At 63.7% G+C, this 15,714-nt stretch carries 17 protein-coding genes and 3 pseudogenes; 10 read left to right on the top strand and 10 right to left on the bottom strand.

The features are described 5' to 3' along the window. Window positions 1-37: 37 nt before the first annotated feature. The 8 genes and pseudogenes from ECTOBSL9_RS17795 to ECTOBSL9_RS02970 form a co-directional block, all read left to right on the top strand. Window positions 38-214 (top strand): annotated as a pseudogene (locus ECTOBSL9_RS17795) (iron-sulfur cluster assembly protein); the annotation flags it as partial. A gap of 69 nt (window positions 215-283) precedes the next feature. Next, window positions 284-1,134: pseudogene (gene apbC / locus ECTOBSL9_RS03000) on the top strand (iron-sulfur cluster carrier protein ApbC); the annotation flags it as partial. Between the two features lie 3 nt (window positions 1,135-1,137). Then, window positions 1,138-1,704 (top strand): dCTP deaminase, encoded by a 567-nt coding sequence (gene dcd, locus ECTOBSL9_RS02995; RefSeq protein ID WP_063463817.1) that lies wholly within the window; start codon window positions 1,138-1,140, stop codon window positions 1,702-1,704. Window positions 1,705-1,870: 166 nt separating this feature from the next. Continuing rightward, complete coding sequence (locus ECTOBSL9_RS02990; RefSeq protein ID WP_063463816.1) at window positions 1,871-2,500, top strand: TatD family nuclease-associated radical SAM protein; 630 nt, start codon at window positions 1,871-1,873, stop codon at window positions 2,498-2,500. A 3-nt stretch (window positions 2,501-2,503) separates the two neighbouring features. Continuing rightward, window positions 2,504-3,460, top strand: coding sequence for a TIGR01212 family radical SAM protein (locus ECTOBSL9_RS02985; RefSeq protein WP_063463815.1), 957 nt, complete (start codon window positions 2,504-2,506; stop codon window positions 3,458-3,460). Continuing rightward, complete coding sequence (locus tag ECTOBSL9_RS02980) at window positions 3,460-4,476, top strand: peptidase U32 family protein (protein WP_063463814.1); 1,017 nt, start codon at window positions 3,460-3,462, stop codon at window positions 4,474-4,476. The genes ECTOBSL9_RS02985 and ECTOBSL9_RS02980 overlap by 1 nt, the downstream gene beginning before the upstream one ends. Next, a complete protein-coding gene (locus ECTOBSL9_RS02975; protein WP_063463813.1) occupies window positions 4,473-5,366 on the top strand; it encodes a U32 family peptidase in 894 nt (297 codons plus the stop codon). Before ECTOBSL9_RS02980 ends, ECTOBSL9_RS02975 begins: the two co-directional genes overlap by 4 nt. Beyond that, on the top strand, window positions 5,363-6,934 hold the full coding sequence (locus ECTOBSL9_RS02970) for a DUF116 domain-containing protein (RefSeq protein ID WP_063463812.1): 1,572 nt from the start codon (window positions 5,363-5,365) through the stop codon (window positions 6,932-6,934). The genes ECTOBSL9_RS02975 and ECTOBSL9_RS02970 overlap by 4 nt, the downstream gene beginning before the upstream one ends. Window positions 6,935-6,937: 3 nt before the next feature. On the opposite strand, the gene ECTOBSL9_RS02965 is transcribed toward ECTOBSL9_RS02970, so the two are convergent. Genes ECTOBSL9_RS02965 through rph form a run of 4 tightly spaced genes read right to left on the bottom strand, consistent with a single transcriptional unit; the run spans window position 6,938 to window position 9,660 of the window. Continuing rightward, window positions 6,938-7,132, bottom strand: coding sequence for a CPXCG motif-containing cysteine-rich protein (locus ECTOBSL9_RS02965; RefSeq protein ID WP_063463811.1), 195 nt, complete (start codon window positions 7,130-7,132; stop codon window positions 6,938-6,940). Continuing rightward, window positions 7,129-8,295 carry a radical SAM family heme chaperone HemW gene (gene hemW / locus ECTOBSL9_RS02960; RefSeq protein ID WP_063463810.1) on the bottom strand — a complete coding sequence of 389 codons (1,167 nt, stop codon included), beginning with the start codon at window positions 8,293-8,295 and terminating at the stop codon, window positions 7,129-7,131. Before hemW ends, ECTOBSL9_RS02965 begins: the two co-directional genes overlap by 4 nt. A 25-nt stretch (window positions 8,296-8,320) precedes the next feature. Then, a complete protein-coding gene (gene rdgB / locus ECTOBSL9_RS02955) occupies window positions 8,321-8,911 on the bottom strand; it encodes an RdgB/HAM1 family non-canonical purine NTP pyrophosphatase (RefSeq protein ID WP_063463809.1) in 591 nt (196 codons plus the stop codon). Between the two features lie 32 nt (window positions 8,912-8,943). Continuing rightward, on the bottom strand, window positions 8,944-9,660 hold the full coding sequence (rph, locus tag ECTOBSL9_RS02950; protein ID WP_063463808.1) for a ribonuclease PH: 717 nt from the start codon (window positions 9,658-9,660) through the stop codon (window positions 8,944-8,946). A gap of 186 nt (window positions 9,661-9,846) precedes the next feature. Here rph and ECTOBSL9_RS02945 point away from each other — a divergent pair, with 186 nt between their 5' ends. Next, window positions 9,847-11,157 (top strand): PilX N-terminal domain-containing pilus assembly protein, encoded by a 1,311-nt coding sequence (locus ECTOBSL9_RS02945; RefSeq protein ID WP_082829700.1) that lies wholly within the window; start codon window positions 9,847-9,849, stop codon window positions 11,155-11,157. 50 nt (window positions 11,158-11,207) lie between these two features. Here the strand turns inward: ECTOBSL9_RS02945 and ECTOBSL9_RS02940 are convergent, their stop codons facing one another. The 4 genes from ECTOBSL9_RS02940 to ECTOBSL9_RS02925 form a co-directional block, all read right to left on the bottom strand. Next, entirely contained in the window at window positions 11,208-11,726 is a 519-nt protein-coding gene (locus tag ECTOBSL9_RS02940) for a TIGR02281 family clan AA aspartic protease (RefSeq protein ID WP_063463806.1), read from the bottom strand. 131 nt (window positions 11,727-11,857) lie between these two features. Continuing rightward, window positions 11,858-13,081 (bottom strand): diguanylate cyclase, encoded by a 1,224-nt coding sequence (locus tag ECTOBSL9_RS02935; RefSeq protein ID WP_063463805.1) that lies wholly within the window; start codon window positions 13,079-13,081, stop codon window positions 11,858-11,860. Between the two features lie 137 nt (window positions 13,082-13,218). Further along, window positions 13,219-13,506, bottom strand: coding sequence for a type II toxin-antitoxin system RelE/ParE family toxin (locus tag ECTOBSL9_RS02930; RefSeq protein WP_063463804.1), 288 nt, complete (start codon window positions 13,504-13,506; stop codon window positions 13,219-13,221). Between the two features lie 3 nt (window positions 13,507-13,509). Next, window positions 13,510-13,800 carry a type II toxin-antitoxin system Phd/YefM family antitoxin gene (locus ECTOBSL9_RS02925; RefSeq protein WP_063463803.1) on the bottom strand — a complete coding sequence of 97 codons (291 nt, stop codon included), beginning with the start codon at window positions 13,798-13,800 and terminating at the stop codon, window positions 13,510-13,512. A gap of 162 nt (window positions 13,801-13,962) precedes the next feature. Between ECTOBSL9_RS02925 and ECTOBSL9_RS17395 the strand changes: the two are divergent. Next, a pseudogene (locus tag ECTOBSL9_RS17395) lies at window positions 13,963-14,337 on the top strand (hypothetical protein); the annotation flags it as partial. Window positions 14,338-14,496: 159 nt separating this feature from the next. Here the strand turns inward: ECTOBSL9_RS17395 and ECTOBSL9_RS02915 are convergent. Together ECTOBSL9_RS02915 and ECTOBSL9_RS02910 are read right to left on the bottom strand one after the other, a co-directional pair. Then, the gene (locus tag ECTOBSL9_RS02915; protein WP_063463801.1) at window positions 14,497-15,387 is read right to left on the bottom strand and encodes an Rpn family recombination-promoting nuclease/putative transposase; all 891 of its coding nucleotides are present in this window, start codon (window positions 15,385-15,387) and stop codon (window positions 14,497-14,499) included. Next, on the bottom strand, window positions 15,384-15,581 hold the full coding sequence (locus ECTOBSL9_RS02910) for a hypothetical protein (RefSeq protein WP_063463791.1): 198 nt from the start codon (window positions 15,579-15,581) through the stop codon (window positions 15,384-15,386). Before ECTOBSL9_RS02910 ends, ECTOBSL9_RS02915 begins: the two co-directional genes overlap by 4 nt. Window positions 15,582-15,714 lie beyond the last annotated feature (133 nt).

The raw sequence follows: 15,714 nt of genomic DNA, 5'->3' as shown, positions 1-15,714 counted from the left end.
TCGTGTAGAATCGCGGGAATTGCAAGATTGCGGAGTGATGAACATGGCGGAAGTGTCTCGGCTCAAGATTGAAACGGCCCTCAAGGAGATCCAGGACCCCTACCTGGACAAGGACCTTGTGTCCGCCAATGAGGTGAAGGACATCCAGATGGATGGCGCCACGGTGACCGTGCAGCTGAGCCTGGGTTACCCGGCGGCTGGCTGGCATGGCGAGCTCACCCGCATGGTGGAGGACAAGCTCAAGGCCATCGACGGCGTTGATCAGGTGACGGTGAACATTGCCACCCGCATCGTCGCCCATGCGGTGCAGCGCACCCTCAAGCCCCTGGAGGGCATCAAGAACATCATCGCCGTGGCCTCCGGCAAGGGCGGCGTGGGCAAGTCCACCACCGCCGTCAACCTGGCCCTGGCCCTGAAGGCCGAAGGCGCCACGGTGGGCATCCTGGACGCCGACATCTACGGCCCCAGCCAGCCGCGCATGCTGGGCATCTCCGGCAAGCCGGAGACCAAGGACGGCAAGACCATGGAGCCCATGGAAAATCATGGTCTGCAGGCCATGTCCATCGGCTTCCTCATCGAAGAGGACACCCCCATGATCTGGCGTGGCCCCATGGTCACCCAGGCCCTGGAACAGTTGCTGCGCGACACCAACTGGTCGGAACTGGATTACCTGATCATTGACCTGCCTCCGGGCACCGGCGATACCCAGCTCACCCTGGCCCAGAAGATCCCGGTGAGCGGTGCCATCATCGTCACCACCCCCAGGACATCGCCCTGCTGGATGCCCGCAAGGGCCTGAAGATGTTCGAAAAGGTGGAAGTGCCGGTGCTGGGTGTGGTGGAGAACATGAGCATCCACATCTGCTCCAACTGCGGTCACGAGGAGTACATCTTCGGGCAGGGCGGCGGTGAGCGCATGGCCGAGGAGTATGGCGCCGACTTCCTGGGTGCCCTGCCGCTGGACATGCATATCCGCGAGCAGGTGGATAGCGGCAACCCCACCGTGGTGGCCGATCCCGACGGTCGCGTGGCCGAGATCTACCGGGAGATCGCCCGCCGCTCCGCTGCGCGCCTGGCCACCCAGGCCAAGGACTTCAGCTCCAAGTTCCCCAACATCGTCATCCAGAACAGCTGACCCATGGCCATCAAATCCGACCACTGGATCCGCCGCATGGCGGAAGAACACGGCATGATCGAGCCCTTCGAGCCAGGCCAGGTGCGCTACGCCGGGGATGAGCGCATCATCTCCTACGGCACCTCCAGCTACGGCTACGACGTGCGCTGCGCGGACGAATTCAAGGTATTCACCAACATCAACTCCACCATCGTCGACCCCAAGCACTTCGACGAGCGCAGCTTCGTGGACGTGAAGTCGGATGTCTGCATCATCCCCCCCAACTCCTTTGCGCTGGCGCATACCCTTGAATACTTTCGTATTCCACGATCAATCCTGACTATTTGTCTCGGAAAAAGCACCTACGCAAGATGCGGGTTGATCGTCAATGTAACGCCCCTGGAGCCGGAGTGGGAGGGCCATGTGACGCTGGAGTTTTCCAATACCACGCCGCTGCCGGCGCGGATTTATGCCAACGAAGGCGTGGCGCAGATGCTGTTCCTGGAGTCGGATGAGTTGTGCGATGTGTCCTACAAGGATCGGGGAGGTAAGTATCAGGGGCAGCGGGGAGTGACCTTGCCCAAGACCTGAGCCCTCTCCCGCTGGCGGGAGAAGGGGAGACGGCAGGGTGGGCACGGGGCATGACAGCGCCCCCATACTTGAGGTTTAATGTAGGCTTTCCCGGCACACTCGCGCCGCGGTCGGCGGGGCGGGTTTTCAGCCGCCCGGACCGCATGCCACAGAGGTTCTATACGACATGCAACAAACGGCCAACCACCACGACACCGAGCGCGTGGTGGGCTACACGCTACACGGGCGCCGTTACCTGAATGTGACCAACCGCTGCACCCTGCGTTGCGCCTTCTGCCCCAAGTTCAACAAGACCTGGGACGTGCAGGGCTATGGCCTGCGCATGCACGCCGACCCCACCGTGGCCGAGATGATCGAGGCGGTGGGCGACCCGGCCCAGTGGGAGGCGGTGGTCTTCTGCGGCCTGGGCGAGCCCACCCTGCGGCTGGATGACATCCTGGCAGTGGCCCGTGACGTCAAGGCGCGGGGCGCCCGCTGCGTGCGCATCAATACCGACGGCCTGGCCAGCCTGGTGCATGGCCGCGATGTGACCCCTGAAATGGCCGGCTGCATCGATGCCCTGTCCATCTCCCTGAACGCTCAGGACGAATTCACCTACGAGCGCCACTGCCGCCCCAAACTCCCCGGCGCCCATGCCGCCCTGCTGGACTTCACCCGCAAGGCCCGGGCCCATGTGCCCGAGGTGACCCTCACCGCCGTGGACGGCCTGGCCGGTGTGGATATCCCTGCCTGCGAAGCCATCGCCCGAGATCTGGGCGTGGGGTTCCGTCGGCGCGTGCTGGACCAGGTGGGCTGACCCGTGGGACTGAGTGACCGCGTGAATACCCTGGGCCGCGACCTCAAGGCCCGTTTCGGCCAGCGGGTGCACAAGCTCACCGTGAGCGCCGGTTTCGTCTGCCCCAATATGGATGGCACCCGCGGGCGCGGCGGCTGCACCTTCTGCAACAACGACAGCTTCGCCCCCCAGGGCCAGGATGGCGGCGAAGTGGCCCGTCAGTTGCGCGAGGGGCGTGAGGTCATCGTCCGGCGCAACGGCGCCAGTCTTTACCTGGCCTATTTCCAGGCCTACACCAACACCTATGCCGAGGTGGATCGCCTCAAGCACCTCTACGATGCCGCCCTGGAGCAACCCGGCGTGGTGGGCCTGGCCATTGGCACCCGCCCTGACTGCGTGCCTGACAAGGTGCTGGACCTGCTGTGCGCCTATCAGGATCAGGGCTATCTCATCTGGCTGGAGCTGGGCCTGCAGACGGCCTTCGACGAGACCCTCAACCGCGTGAATCGCGGCCATGGCTTTGGCGAATACAAGGACGCCGTGAACCGCGCCCGCCGTCGGGGCCTGCTGGTGTGCACCCACCTGATCCACGGCCTGCCCGGCGAGACCCCCTGGCATCAGCGCGAGACCTTAAGCCGCGTGCTCAGCGAGGGCACCGACGGCCTCAAGCTTCATCCCCTGCATGTGGTGCGTGGCACCCAGCTGGCCCGACAATGGCGCGCCGGGGAATACCGACCCTGGACCCTGAATGAATACGTGAACACCGCCGTTGACCTCATCGAGATGACCCCGCCCGAGGTGGTGTTCCACCGCCTGACCGCCACTGCCCGCGAACCCCTGCTGCTGGCCCCCGACTGGTGTGCCAGCAAGTGGAACGCGATCAACGGCATCGAACAGGAACTCATGCGCCGGGGCACCCGCCAGGGTGCGCGCCATCCCTACCCAGACAGTCACCTTCCCGGAACCCAGGAGAGTTGTTGATGAACCCACAACGTATGGAGCTGGTCTGCCCTGCCGGCGGCCTGCCCGCGCTGCGCACGGCGGTGGACCACGGCGCCGACGCCGTCTACCTGAGCCTGCGCGGCGAGACCAATGCCCGTAACTTTCCGGGCCTGAACTTCGATCGCAAGGCCCTGGCCAAGGGCATCGCCTATGCCCATGGCAAGGGCACCAAGGTGTACATGGCCCTGAATACCTATCCCCAGCCGGATATCTGGAAGGCCGCCACCGAGGCGGTGGACGCCGCTGCTGTCGAGGGCGTGGATGCCGTCATCCTGGCGGACCTGGGCCTGATGCGCCATGCCGCCGACAATCATCCCGATCTCACCCTGCACCTGTCCGTGCAGGGCTCGGCCACCACCGCCGAGGCCCTCAACTTCTATCACGACCGCTATGGCGTGCGCCGTGCCGTGCTACCCCGGGTGCTGTCCCTGTCCCAGGTGGCCCAGGTGATCGAGCGCACCAAGGTGGACATCGAGGTATTCGGTTTTGGCAGCCTGTGCGTGATGGTGGAAGGGCGCTGCATGCTGTCCTCCTATGCCACCGGCGACTCCCCCAACACCAAGGGTGCCTGCTCCCCGGCCCACTCGGTGCGCTGGATCGAGACCGACCGGGGCCGCGAGGCCCGCCTCAACGGCGTGCTCATCGACACCTTCCGGGAAGGCGAGAGTGCCGGTTACCCGGTGATCTGCAAGGGCCGCTATCACGTGGGTGACGGCCAGGACACCGTGTATGCCATCGAGGAACCCACCAGCCTGAGCACCCTGGACATCCTGCCCGATCTGCTGAAAGCGGGCGTCAAGGCCATCAAGCTGGAAGGTCGCCAGCGCAGCCCCGCCTACGTGGGCAAGGCCACGCAGGTGATGCGTCAGGCCCTGGATGCGGTGCACGCCAACCCCGACAACTACAAGCCGAAGCCGGAATGGGCCGAGCAGCTCGCCGGCATGTCCGAAGGACGCACCCAGACCCTGGGTGCCTTGCATAGAGCCTGGCAATGAAACTTTCTCTGGGACCGATTCCATACTACTGGCCCCGCGAACGGGTCATGGACTTCTACAAGGCCATCGAAACCGCCCCGGTGGATATCGTCTATCTGGGCGAGACGGTGTGCTCCAAGCGCCGCGAGTTGCGTGCCGCTGACTGGCTGGAGCTGGCCGATCGCCTGAGCGAGTCTGGCAAGACGGTGGTCATGTCCACCCTGGCCCTCATGGAGGCAGAATCCGAGCAGCTGGCCCTGGAGCGTCTGGTGAACAACGGCCGCTACATGATCGAGGCCAACGATGCCACCGGCCTGGGCCTCTCCATGGGCAAGCCCTTCGTGGCCGGCCCTCACATCAACACCTATAACGCTGGCACCCTCAAGGAGCTGGCCGACGTGGGCGCCGTGCGCTGGGTGATGCCGGTGGAGCTGTCCCGGGACATCCTGGCAGCCATGCACGCGGCCCGGCCCGAGGGGCTGGAGACCGAGGTGTGGGGTTTCGGGCGTCTGCCCCTGGCCTTCTCCGCTCGCTGCTTCACCGCCCGGGCCCGCAACCTGCCCAAGGACAGCTGCGAGCTGGCCTGCATCGACTACCCCGGCGGTCTGTCCATGTCCACTCAGGACGGCAAGGGCTTTCTCACCATCAATGGCATCGAATTGCAGTCCGCCGACCCCTGCAACCTCATCGAGGCCGTGCCGGAGTTGCTGGACATGGGCGTGGAGGTGCTGCGCATCTCCCCCGAGCCCGAGGGCACCGAGCAGGTGATCCAGGCCTTCCGCGACTGCATTGACGGCACCCGCTCCTCCGCTCAGGCCATGGAGCAGATCAGGGGCCTGTACCCACGGTTCTCCAACGGCTACTGGAAGGGCGAGGCCGGCATGAACTGGCAGGAGAGCTTATCGGCATGAGCACCCGGCCCTGCCGGGTGTGGAGCGAGCCGGCCGCGCCGGGTTCCGTGCAGGCCGCGCGGGACCGCCTCCACCTGGAGGGGTGCGTGGCTGCAGATGAGGCGCGGCTGCGGTTTCATCGCTACCAGCCCACCGCCAGCCTTGGCCGCTTCGAGGCCGGGTGCCATGCGGTGCGCGAGGCGTACTGTGCCGAGGTGGGTATTCCCGTGGTGCGTCGCCTCACCGGCGGCGGGGCCTTGTACCTGGCCCCGGAACAATGCTGCCTGAGCCTGACCCTGCCCCGGCACTGGCTGGGGGAGGGGGATACCCTCACTGCCCTCATGGCCCGCCTCAACCGGGCCCTGGCCCGCGCCCTGCAAAGCCTGGGCGTGCCCGTGCGCACGGCGTTTCCCAACGACCTGGAAGTGGATGGCCGCAAGCTGGGGTCCGGTTTTCTGGCCATGGATGCCGAGTCGGTGCTCTACCAGGCGGTCCTGCTGGAGGACCTGGACACCGAAGTGCTGCTCAAGGTACTGCGCGCGCCCCGGGAAAAGCTCAGTACCCAGGGCATCCTCAGTGCCCGTCAGCGCTTCATCACCCTGGGGGACCTCCCCGGCGACGCCCCGGACATGGAAGTGGCCAAGGCGGCGGCATCCCAGGCACTGATGAAGGAACTGGCCCTGGAGCCAGTGGCCGCGCCGCCTGATCGCTGGATGGTGCTGGATCAGGGCAGGCCACCGCCTTCCGTGAATCCGGCCCTGCGGGAAGATTGGTCCCATCAGCGTCAGGATCGCTGGGAGGCCTTCCTGCCCACCGCCGGCGGCGTGTTGCATCTGCGCCTCACACCCGATGCACAGGGAAGCGTGATCGAGCAGGCTGTGTTCGCCGGTGCTGTGCATGTTTCACCCCCCGACCTGTTCGACTCCCTGGCCGATGCCATCACGGGTGCGCCCATGGATGCCGCCGAGGTGCGCCTGATCCGGCGCCTTCGAGCCGAAGCGGGGCAGACGCCCGGTTTCGGGCCCGATGAGTTGTCGCTGCTGCTGCGCCTGGCCCTGGGGCGTCGCTCCGAGCAGGCCCTGGGGCTGTCCAGCTGGCAGGCCAACCGGTTGATGGTGCATCGGGTGAGTGGCAACGAGACCGCCCGGCAGATCCTGGATCGGGCCACGGTGATGCTGGTGCCCTATTGCGCCAAACCGGCCTGGTGCCGGTGGCGTCACGAGGATGGCTGCCCGGAATGCGGGGCCTGCGAGGTGGGCGAGGCCTACCGTCTGGCCCGGGAGCGGGGGCTGGAGGTGGTGACCATCACTCGTTTTGAGCATCTGTGCCAGGTGCTGGAGCAGATGCAGGCCCGAGGTGAGCCCGCTTACGTGGGCATGTGCTGCAGCCACTTCTACCTCAAGCGCATCCATGCCTTTCGCAATGCGGGCATACCGGCGGTGCTCATGGATATCAGCGGTTCCAACTGCTACGAACTGGGGCAGGAGGACGAGGCCTACGCAGGCCGCTTCACCGCCGAGGCGCAACTGGATGGCGAACTGCTGGAGAAGGTGATGGTGTGGGTGCCGAAGATGCCCGGCAAGCCCTGAGCATCAGTCGTTTTCGCGGCGCACGGTGACGTCCAGTTCCCCGTTCATACCTTCCTGGATATGGAATTCGATGGGGCTGCAGCAAGTGGGGCAGTCCTCCACGTAGCTGTCGCCCAGCTCCAGGATGTCCACGCGGGTTTCGAATGTCTCGCCGCAGTGGGGGCATTGGGTGGTGATGAATTCCAGCGGATGGGTCATGGTTGATCCTCCAAAAACATCCCCACCAGATCGTTGAGATACCGCCGCCCCAACTCTGTGGCCACCAGCCGATCAGCATGGTCCGCCAGCAACCCCCTCTCCACCGCCCGGCCACGGGCCGGCTGCAGCACCTCCGGTGTGAGCCCGGTGTGGGCGGTGAACATCTCCACCGTCACCCCTTTCCTCAAGCGTAGCCCATTGAGCATGAATTCAAAGCCCGCATCTGCCACCGTGAGGGCGCGCTCCCCGGCCACCGCCGACCCCGCACGGGCCTCGTCCATGAACGCCTGGGGCTGACGTTGTTTCCAGCGGCGCAGGATGCGCCCCTCGCCAGGCAGGGTGAGCTTGCCATGGGCGCCAGCGCCGATGCCCAGATAATCGCCAAAGTGCCAGTAGTTCAGGTTGTGGATGCATTGCCGCCCGGGCAGGGCATGGGCCGAGACCTCGTAATGGGCGTAACCTGCCGCCTGGAGTCGCTCATCCCCCGCCTGCTGCATGTCCCACTGGGTGTCTTCATCGGGCAACGTGGGCGGCGGATAGGTCGCGAAGCGGGTGTTGGGCTCCAGGGTCAGTTCGTACCAGCTCAGGTGCTCGGGTCGCAGCGCCAGGGCCGTGTCCAGATCCTGCAGGGCCTGATCCAGGCCCTGCCCCGGCAGCCCGAACATCAGGTCCAGGTTCAGGTTGTCAAAGCCCGCTGCACGGGCCGCCGCCACGGCGCCATGGGCCTCATCCCCCGTATGAATCCGCTCCAGGCGCTGAAGCAGTTCATCATCGAAGCTCTGCACGCCGATGGAGAGCCGGTTTACCCCGGCTTCTCGATAGCCCTGAAAACGGTGTTGTTCCACCGTGCCAGGATTGGCCTCCATGGTGATTTCGATCCCCGGCCGGCAGGTGAGTCGGGCGCGGATGGCGCTCAGCAGGCGGTCAATGGCTTCGGGGCTGAACAGGCTGGGGGTGCCGCCCCCCAGGAAAATGCTCTCCAGTCGCCGCCCCCACACCAGCGGCAGATCCGCCTCCAGGTCGGTGATCAGGGCATCGATGTAGTCGGCCTCGGGGGTGGAGTCCGCCGCATGGGAGTTGAAGTCGCAATAAGGGCATTTGCGCACACACCAGGGCAGGTGGATGTACAAGGACAACGGGGGGGCGGGCAGCGAGGCAAACATCGGGGCATGCGCTCAGGTCAGCGCCCTACACGGCCTCCAGCCGTGCCAGGAAGGCCCGCAGTGCCTGACCCCGATGGCTGCGGCGATTCTTCTCGTCACTGCTCATCTGCGCCGCCGTCATGCCCAGTTCGGCATCCAGGAAGATGGGGTCGTAGCCATGCCCGCCATCACCGGCGGGCCCCGGCGCGATCATGCCCTCCCAACTGCCCTCGGCGATGATGGGCGAGGGGTCCTCGGCGTGCCGCAAAAAGGCGATCACGCAGCGAAAACGGGCAATGCGCCCCGAGGCGGGGATCTCCCGCACGGCCTTGAGCAGCTTGACGTTGTTGTCCTCGGCCGAGGCATTGGGGCCGGCATAGCGGGCGGAATAGATGCCCGGGGCGCCGTCCAGGGCGTCCACCTCGATGCCCGAGTCATCGGCCATGGCGGGCAGGCCGGTGTGAGCGGCGGCGTTGCGGGCCTTGAGGATGGCGTTCTCCACAAAGCTCAGGCCGGTTTCCTCGGCCTCGGGCACCTGAAAGTCCGACTGGGGCACCACCTCGTGGCCGCTTTGGGCCAGGAGTTGCGCGAATTCCCGAACCTTGCCCTGGTTGCCGGTGGCCAGCACGATCTTCATCTTCAGTCTCCCATCATCAAGGCGGGCGACGCTTACAGCGCCAGCGCCGCCTGCTGTGCGGTGATGATCTCGCCGATGCCCTTCTGGGCCAGTTCCAGCATGGCCTGCAATTCCTCCGGACGGAAGGCATGGCCCTCGGCCGTGCCCTGCACCTCGATGAAACCACCGGCCTCGTTCATCACCACATTCATGTCGGTCTCGGCTTCGGAGTCCTCCGGGTAATCCAGGTCCAGCACCGGTGTGCCCTTGTAGATGCCGGCGGACACCGCGGCCACGCTGCCAAACAGCGGGTTGCGCTTGATCTGGCCCTTGGCCTTGAGGGCAGCAATGGCGTCCACCAGGGCCACGTAACCACCGCTGATGGAGGCGGTGCGGGTGCCACCATCGGCCTGGATCACGTCGCAGTCCACGGTGATCTGACGCTCACCCAGGGCCTCCAGGTTCACGGCCGCCCGCAGGCTGCGACCAATCAGGCGCTGGATCTCCACCGTGCGACCTCCCTGCTTGCCCCGGGCCGCCTCGCGGGGCACCCGATCATGGGTGGCCCGGGGCAGCATCCCGTATTCCGCCGTTACCCAGCCACGCCCCTTGCCCTTGAGGAAGGGCGGCACCCGATCGCTCACCGAGGCGGTGCAGATCACCCGGGTATTGCCATACTCCACCAGCACCGAGCCTTCTGCATGGGAGGTGAATCCCCGGGTGAAACGGATGGGTCGCAACTGATCCGGGGCGCGGCCGCTGGGTCGCATAGGGTGCTCCTTCTGGAAAATGGGGGGAGAGTATACCGCTCTTGATGAGTTTACGTTGGGGCGCCGCCTGGGTGTTTCCCAGAGGGTCGTGCCGATTGCGGAAAATTTGAACCAATGCGCTGTTTGTCGGCCGGATTGGCGCTTTAATCAGAAGATACATCGTCGATACAGGGATAGGAGGTCCTCATGCACTACAGACCCGTCAAGGAGCAGGGAGCGGTCCTGATTGTTTCATTGGTGATGCTGTCGCTGGCCACGCTGATCGGCGTGAGCGGGATGACCTCAGCCCACCTTCAGGAGCGCATCGCCGGTAATCAGAAGCAGGGCACCGATGCGTTCATGGCGGCTGAGACGGGGGTGGCCAGGGTCCTCGCCCAGGCCAGGCTCGGTTACGAAGACTCGAACCGGCTGGATCCCGACGTATTGATTGAAGATCTTGACGGCATGGGTCCTCATGATGTCTCTGGCGAGCATCCGGCCCAGTGGTGGATCGCCGAGACTCCCGAAACCCATGGCAGCGCAATGACCGTGAAGGTAGTGGGTGGTGTGGGTAACACCGCCGCTCAGCGCACCCTTCAGATCACCCTGAATGCCGGCCTTGGAGGGCCTCATCCTGAAGGGGCCTATCATTGTTTTGGTGCTGCGTGTGCTTTGGACGACGATGTCGATGTCCAGAGCGACAGCTTCGACTTGCTCTTTGACGGCCGGGTCTGGCCGCTGCCAAGCAGTGATGATGGCTATGTCTGCACCTCGGGCACATGCCCCGACAATCCCCCCGAAAACTTGCCAGAGGCGTTAGCCGAGGCGCCTTCTCTTGCAGGGCTCTACCTGGTGCTGGGAGACGCGGGCAGCACTGCGGAAGGGCCGCGTTCAGTCGAAACCATGTTGGAGCGGATCCATGGCGAACCCGCTCCCATCATGGTGAGTGAGGGGGTCAGCACGGGGGGCGGCAACCCTTCCGGCACAAGCGCAAGCGACTGGAAGGATTACGTGGAGCAACTCGTCACGCATCCAGAGCGAAAGCATGTACAGCTTGATGCTGATGGGGGGCCGTTGATCAATGGCCAGCCGCTCGCAGACCAAAGCGGTAATTCGGTCGGTTCTGTGTACGTTCAAGACTTCATCGGCAAACGCGACTCTCCGCGTATCCACCATGTGGAAGGCGGGGGCAGCGTCGGTGTGAGCGGGGATGTGCATGGGGCGGGCATCCTGGTGATCTCCGATCAGGTCACACTCCACCCAGGCGAGGGTATGTCGATTACCTTCGAGGGTCTGGTGATCCTGCTCGAAGGCGCGCACTTGAATGCGGACAAGGCCTCAGTGAACATCTTCGGCTCGGTGATTTCCCTGGCCGGTGGCGATGGCAACTTATTCGACGACCTCTCAGGCAACATCAACATCCGCTACAGCCCCGAAGCCCTGGACAATCTGCGCGAACGCGGGCTGTGGGACGCCGCCTTCGAGCATCCACAGATCACCGCCTGGCGGGAGTTATAAAATGGGGACAGACACCTTTTCCGCTCGCGGAAAAGGTGTCTGTCCCCATTTTATTGAGGCGGCTGCAACACCATCGTCGAACCACGGATCTGGATATCAAAGCGCCCCAGATAGCTCATCCCCAGCAAGGCAAAATCCCCCTCCAGCCCCGGCGTGATGGCGCCGCGCACGCCACGGGCCGAGAGATCTCCCAGTCTCACATCATCCAGCGTGGTGAGATGCCCCTGAACACGCCCATTGGCCGTGTTGAACGTGGCCCGATGCTCCCGGGGCAGACCAAGCCGCTCCGCCAGATGGGCAGGCACGGCCACATAAGTGGCACCGGTATCCAGAAGGAAATCCACGGGCTCCCCGTTGATCCGGCCGGTGGCCACAAAATGCCCCGCCCGGTTGCGCTCCAGCGTAATGCTGCCATCCCCATCGCCGAGGCTGTGCACCAGATGCGTGTTGGGATTGCGCTGCCCATCCAGCACCCCCTGATACACCCACGTACCCGTCCCCAGGGCCAGCACCCAGAACAGGATCAACATGATCAATCCGGCCCTGCGGCCGGGGGGTGCCTGGTTCATCAGAGCCTCGTAGGTTTAATCCTACACATGAACATTGGAGCCCGATCAGTCCCTGTATGTTCCCATCAGAAAGGGGACAGACACCTTTTTACGCTGCTGGGACTAAAAGGTGTCTGTCCCCTTTTTGCATGTTACTCCGCCGCACATACCTGATTGCGTCCGGCTTGTTTGGCGGCATACAGCGCCTGATCGGCCGCCTTGATGACGGTTTCTGGATCAGGATGCGCCTGGCTGCGTTCAGCCACGCCCATGCTGATGGTGACCGACACCTTTTTCGCCTTGCCTTGGCCACGCCTTGCCCGGCCCTCCCGCTTGCTACCCGGGCGGGATGATTCGTCGCGAACGGCGATCTCGTAGGCCTCAATGGCCTCCCTGACATCTTCCAGATGGGGAACACACTGTTCCACCGTCTTGCCGGGAAAGACGATGGTGAACTCTTCGCCACCGTAGCGGTAGGCGCGCCCTCCACCGCTGACCTTGCGGAGTTGGGCTGCCACCACCCGCAGCACCTGGTCGCCCAGGTCATGCCCGTGGGTGTCGTTGAATTTCTTGAAATGATCCACGTCGGTCATGGCGATGGTATAGCGACGTCCCAGGCGCTGCAGTCGTTCGTTGAGCGCGCGACGACCGGGCAGGCCAGTCAGATCATCCCGAAAAGCCATCTGGAAGGATTCATGAATCACGGCGATGGCCAGGATCAGCAGCAGGGTGGCGGTGAACACGTGCACCGCGTAGGCATGGAACAGTTGCGGCAGCATCCAGCCGATACCCGCCAGGGTGATCCACTGCCCGGCCCATTGGGGGCTGGGCCGACGTATCAGGAAGAACCCCATGATGCCCAGGCACAGCACCAGACTCCAAAACGACAGCTGGGGCATGCCGTAAGCATCCCAGTGCAGCGCGGGCAGGTAGATGGTCAGCAGCAGGTCAGCCATCCTGTCCGGATCATTCATGGCGAGGAAGATGGCTATTCCCGCCAGCCCCCCGAAGGCGGCCAGGCGAAGCAGCAGATCCATCATCAGGTGATAGCGTTCGGACCAGAAGGCATTGGCCATGAACACCATCGGGATCAGCATTGTCATGAGCGCATAGCCCAGTTCAGGCAGTGGATCCGCACCGGGCGCTAGGGCCATGGGCCGGATATGGAGCATGATGCCCAGATAGACCATCAACACCAGAGCCACGCAGATGAGCGTGCGCGTGCGGCCGTAGAGAAAAGCCAGCACCCCTGCCAGCCCGCCCATCAGCCACGGCAGTGCCTCCACCAGCCCCTGGGGGAGTTCCGGCAGCCAGTTTCCCTGGATGGCTGCCCCCATGCCCAAAGCCAGTATCACGGGCGGGAGCAGGATAAACATAAGGGTTTTCAGATGTGACTGGAGTGGCAAAAGGTGTCTGTCCCCATTTCTTTGTAAAAGGTGTCTGTCCCTTGGCGTGCCGAGATGATGCGGATGGTCAAGAGTGCCTGTCCCTTGTGCCGGATGCCGGCCATTGTTCAGGCACGCTGGTCGGCGAGCTTGTAGACCTCCTTGTCACGTCTCGCACCCACAGCAATGATCAGCACCTGTATGGCGTCTCCATCCACCCTGTACACGATCCGGGTATTACCCGTTCGGATTCGTCGGCAATCGGCCAAGGCACCACGCAGCAGCCTTCCCAGCTTTTCGGGTTCGCCATCACGAATGCGCTCCTCAATGACATCAAGAACCCGTTTGGCAGCAGCAGAACCCAATCGCTCCAGGTCTTGCCGGACGCCCGGATGGTAGATCACCTTCCATGTCACGGGTCAGTCGCCTTGCTCGAAAAGGGAGCGCATATCTTCATGGGAGACGGCTTGGTCGACCTGATAAGTGGTTAACCGATCCCGTGCCACCGCCTCAATGCGCAGATCTTCCAGTTCATCGACAAGGTCTTGATACGCCTGCACATTCATCATTACCGCAACGGGCTGATTATCCTTGAAGATGACAAGCCTGTCGGTCTGTCGGGCCGATACTTCCTTGAGATGAGCGCTGAAACCTCGTGCCATGGATGTCGCAGAGACTGCATCTTCAGGACGATCCAATAGGGATGCCATAACGATCCTCCGTGGGGGGGGGGGGGGGGGGTGTAATATAGTACGTTTTATTATACGTATGATATTGGTGCATCGCCACGTGTGGTGGTGAAGGAGGCGGGGCTGTTGGTGCGTTAGAATCAGCAAGGATTCGACCGGGAAAAAACCGTCCAGGAGGGACACATGCCACGCCCCCGTTGCCAGCAGATATCGGTCACTGACACCCCGTACTACCACGTCGTCTCGCGCTGTGTGCGGCGCACCTTCCTGTGTGGCCAGGATCATGCCACTGGCAAGAGCTTTGAACACCGCCGGCAATGGATCGAGGACCGTATCCGGCTGCCGGCCTCCCTGTTCGCCGTGGACATCGCCGCCTACGCAGTCATGTCCAATCATTATCACCTGGTGGTCAAGCTGGAGCCGACCCAAGCCGGTCGCTGGTCCGATGACGAGGTGCTGCGGCGCTGGAGCTGCCTGTTCAAGGGGCCGATGCTGGTCCAGCGGTACTTGGCCCCGCCCGCGAAAGCGGTGGGCACGTGGCTTGGCCTCGGCGCTGCTGGCGCAGCGCATCGCCGGCAAGGCCAGCTCCCACGGGGGGTGACAAAGCGAGGAGGGGGGGCAGCAGCCTCGCTCAGCAGTTGCTGCTTAATTTGTGTCCACTACGACCTGGCCAGAAAAATCGAAGCTGGATGGCGATTTAGGCGGTGCGATGGCCTGCTACCCGAATAGCTCGTTCAGGCTGTTGGCCGTCAGCAGCCGGGTGCCCCAGGAATTCAATTGTTCATCGGATGCCGTTGATAAGCGCTCATCCACCCAACCGGGAAGTTCACCGAACTTGAACACCAGTTGGGCGCGCAGCAATCCTTCAAAGCCCTCATGACGCCCTTCCTCACGCCCTTCCCGCTTGGCATCATTCAGCAGCGACACCTCGTCCCTCAGGGCGCGCTCGCGCACGAAGGCCAGGCGGCGGGCTTCCTCGTCAGCGCTCAATTCCTTGAGGCGGCTCACCGCCTGCTGGACCGGCTCGTGGGCGATCTTGGCCATGGTCAATTCCTCTCGCCAGTGCTTGAAGAAGGTGATCCAGTCCGACAACGGCCCGGGCGGCAGGCACAGGATGTCGGCCTTTTTCAGTTCGATCAGGTTCATCTGCAGGATGTTCCCCAGCGTGACCTCGGGCTGGGTTTCATCGCGCATCTCAAAGCGCCACACGGCCTGCCGGCGCTCTGCCTCCGTGTGGGTGAATAGATCGAAGTCCAGCAGATGCAAGCCCACCGAGGCGCGCAATTGCTCATAGTCCTCGCCCGCGCCCAGTTGGTTGCCCAGTGTGCGAGCCAGATAGAACAATCCCCGCTTGTGCCAGGCCCCATAGCGGCGCACCTGTATCTCCACATTGTAGCAGTGGCCTTGCCCATCGCGGGCCAGCACATCAAGGATGATGTACTTGCCGGTGAGTTCACTGGGTTCGATGCTGGGGTTGAGTACCTCTGCAGAAGTGATGTTTGGCAGGTCGGGGCGCAGATCATTGATCAGGGCCACCAGCAGATCCGGGGCGGTGGTCAACAGGCGCTTGAAGACATAATCATTCGTGGGGTCGAGCAACTGGCTCATGTGGCCTTTCCCTCAATGGCAAACACCGAGGCCCGTTCCAGGATGCAGTCCTCAATCCTGCCGCGACGATGCGCGTCGCGGTTGCCGGTGAAGTGATCCTGAGCGCAGAGAAGGGCGCGACGTACCCAGCGCGAGATCACGTGGAACCAGGGCGTCTCGTCCAGGCAGACGAGGGTCGAGCGGGGCAGGGTCATGGGGGTGCCCGTCCTGTCGGGTCGCGGGAAGCTGTAAATTAATACAAGACCGTCGAGGCGTCAACGGGCGGTTGTTTGGCTGGTGGGAGATGGATTCAGATCGGTCGGGGCAGGGTATTGCTGGCTCAGTGGA

This window comes from Ectothiorhodospira sp. BSL-9, from assembly GCF_001632845.1.
Classification (GTDB): domain Bacteria; phylum Pseudomonadota; class Gammaproteobacteria; order Ectothiorhodospirales; family Ectothiorhodospiraceae; genus Ectothiorhodospira.
This window is presented reverse-complemented; position numbering and strand designations above follow the sequence as displayed.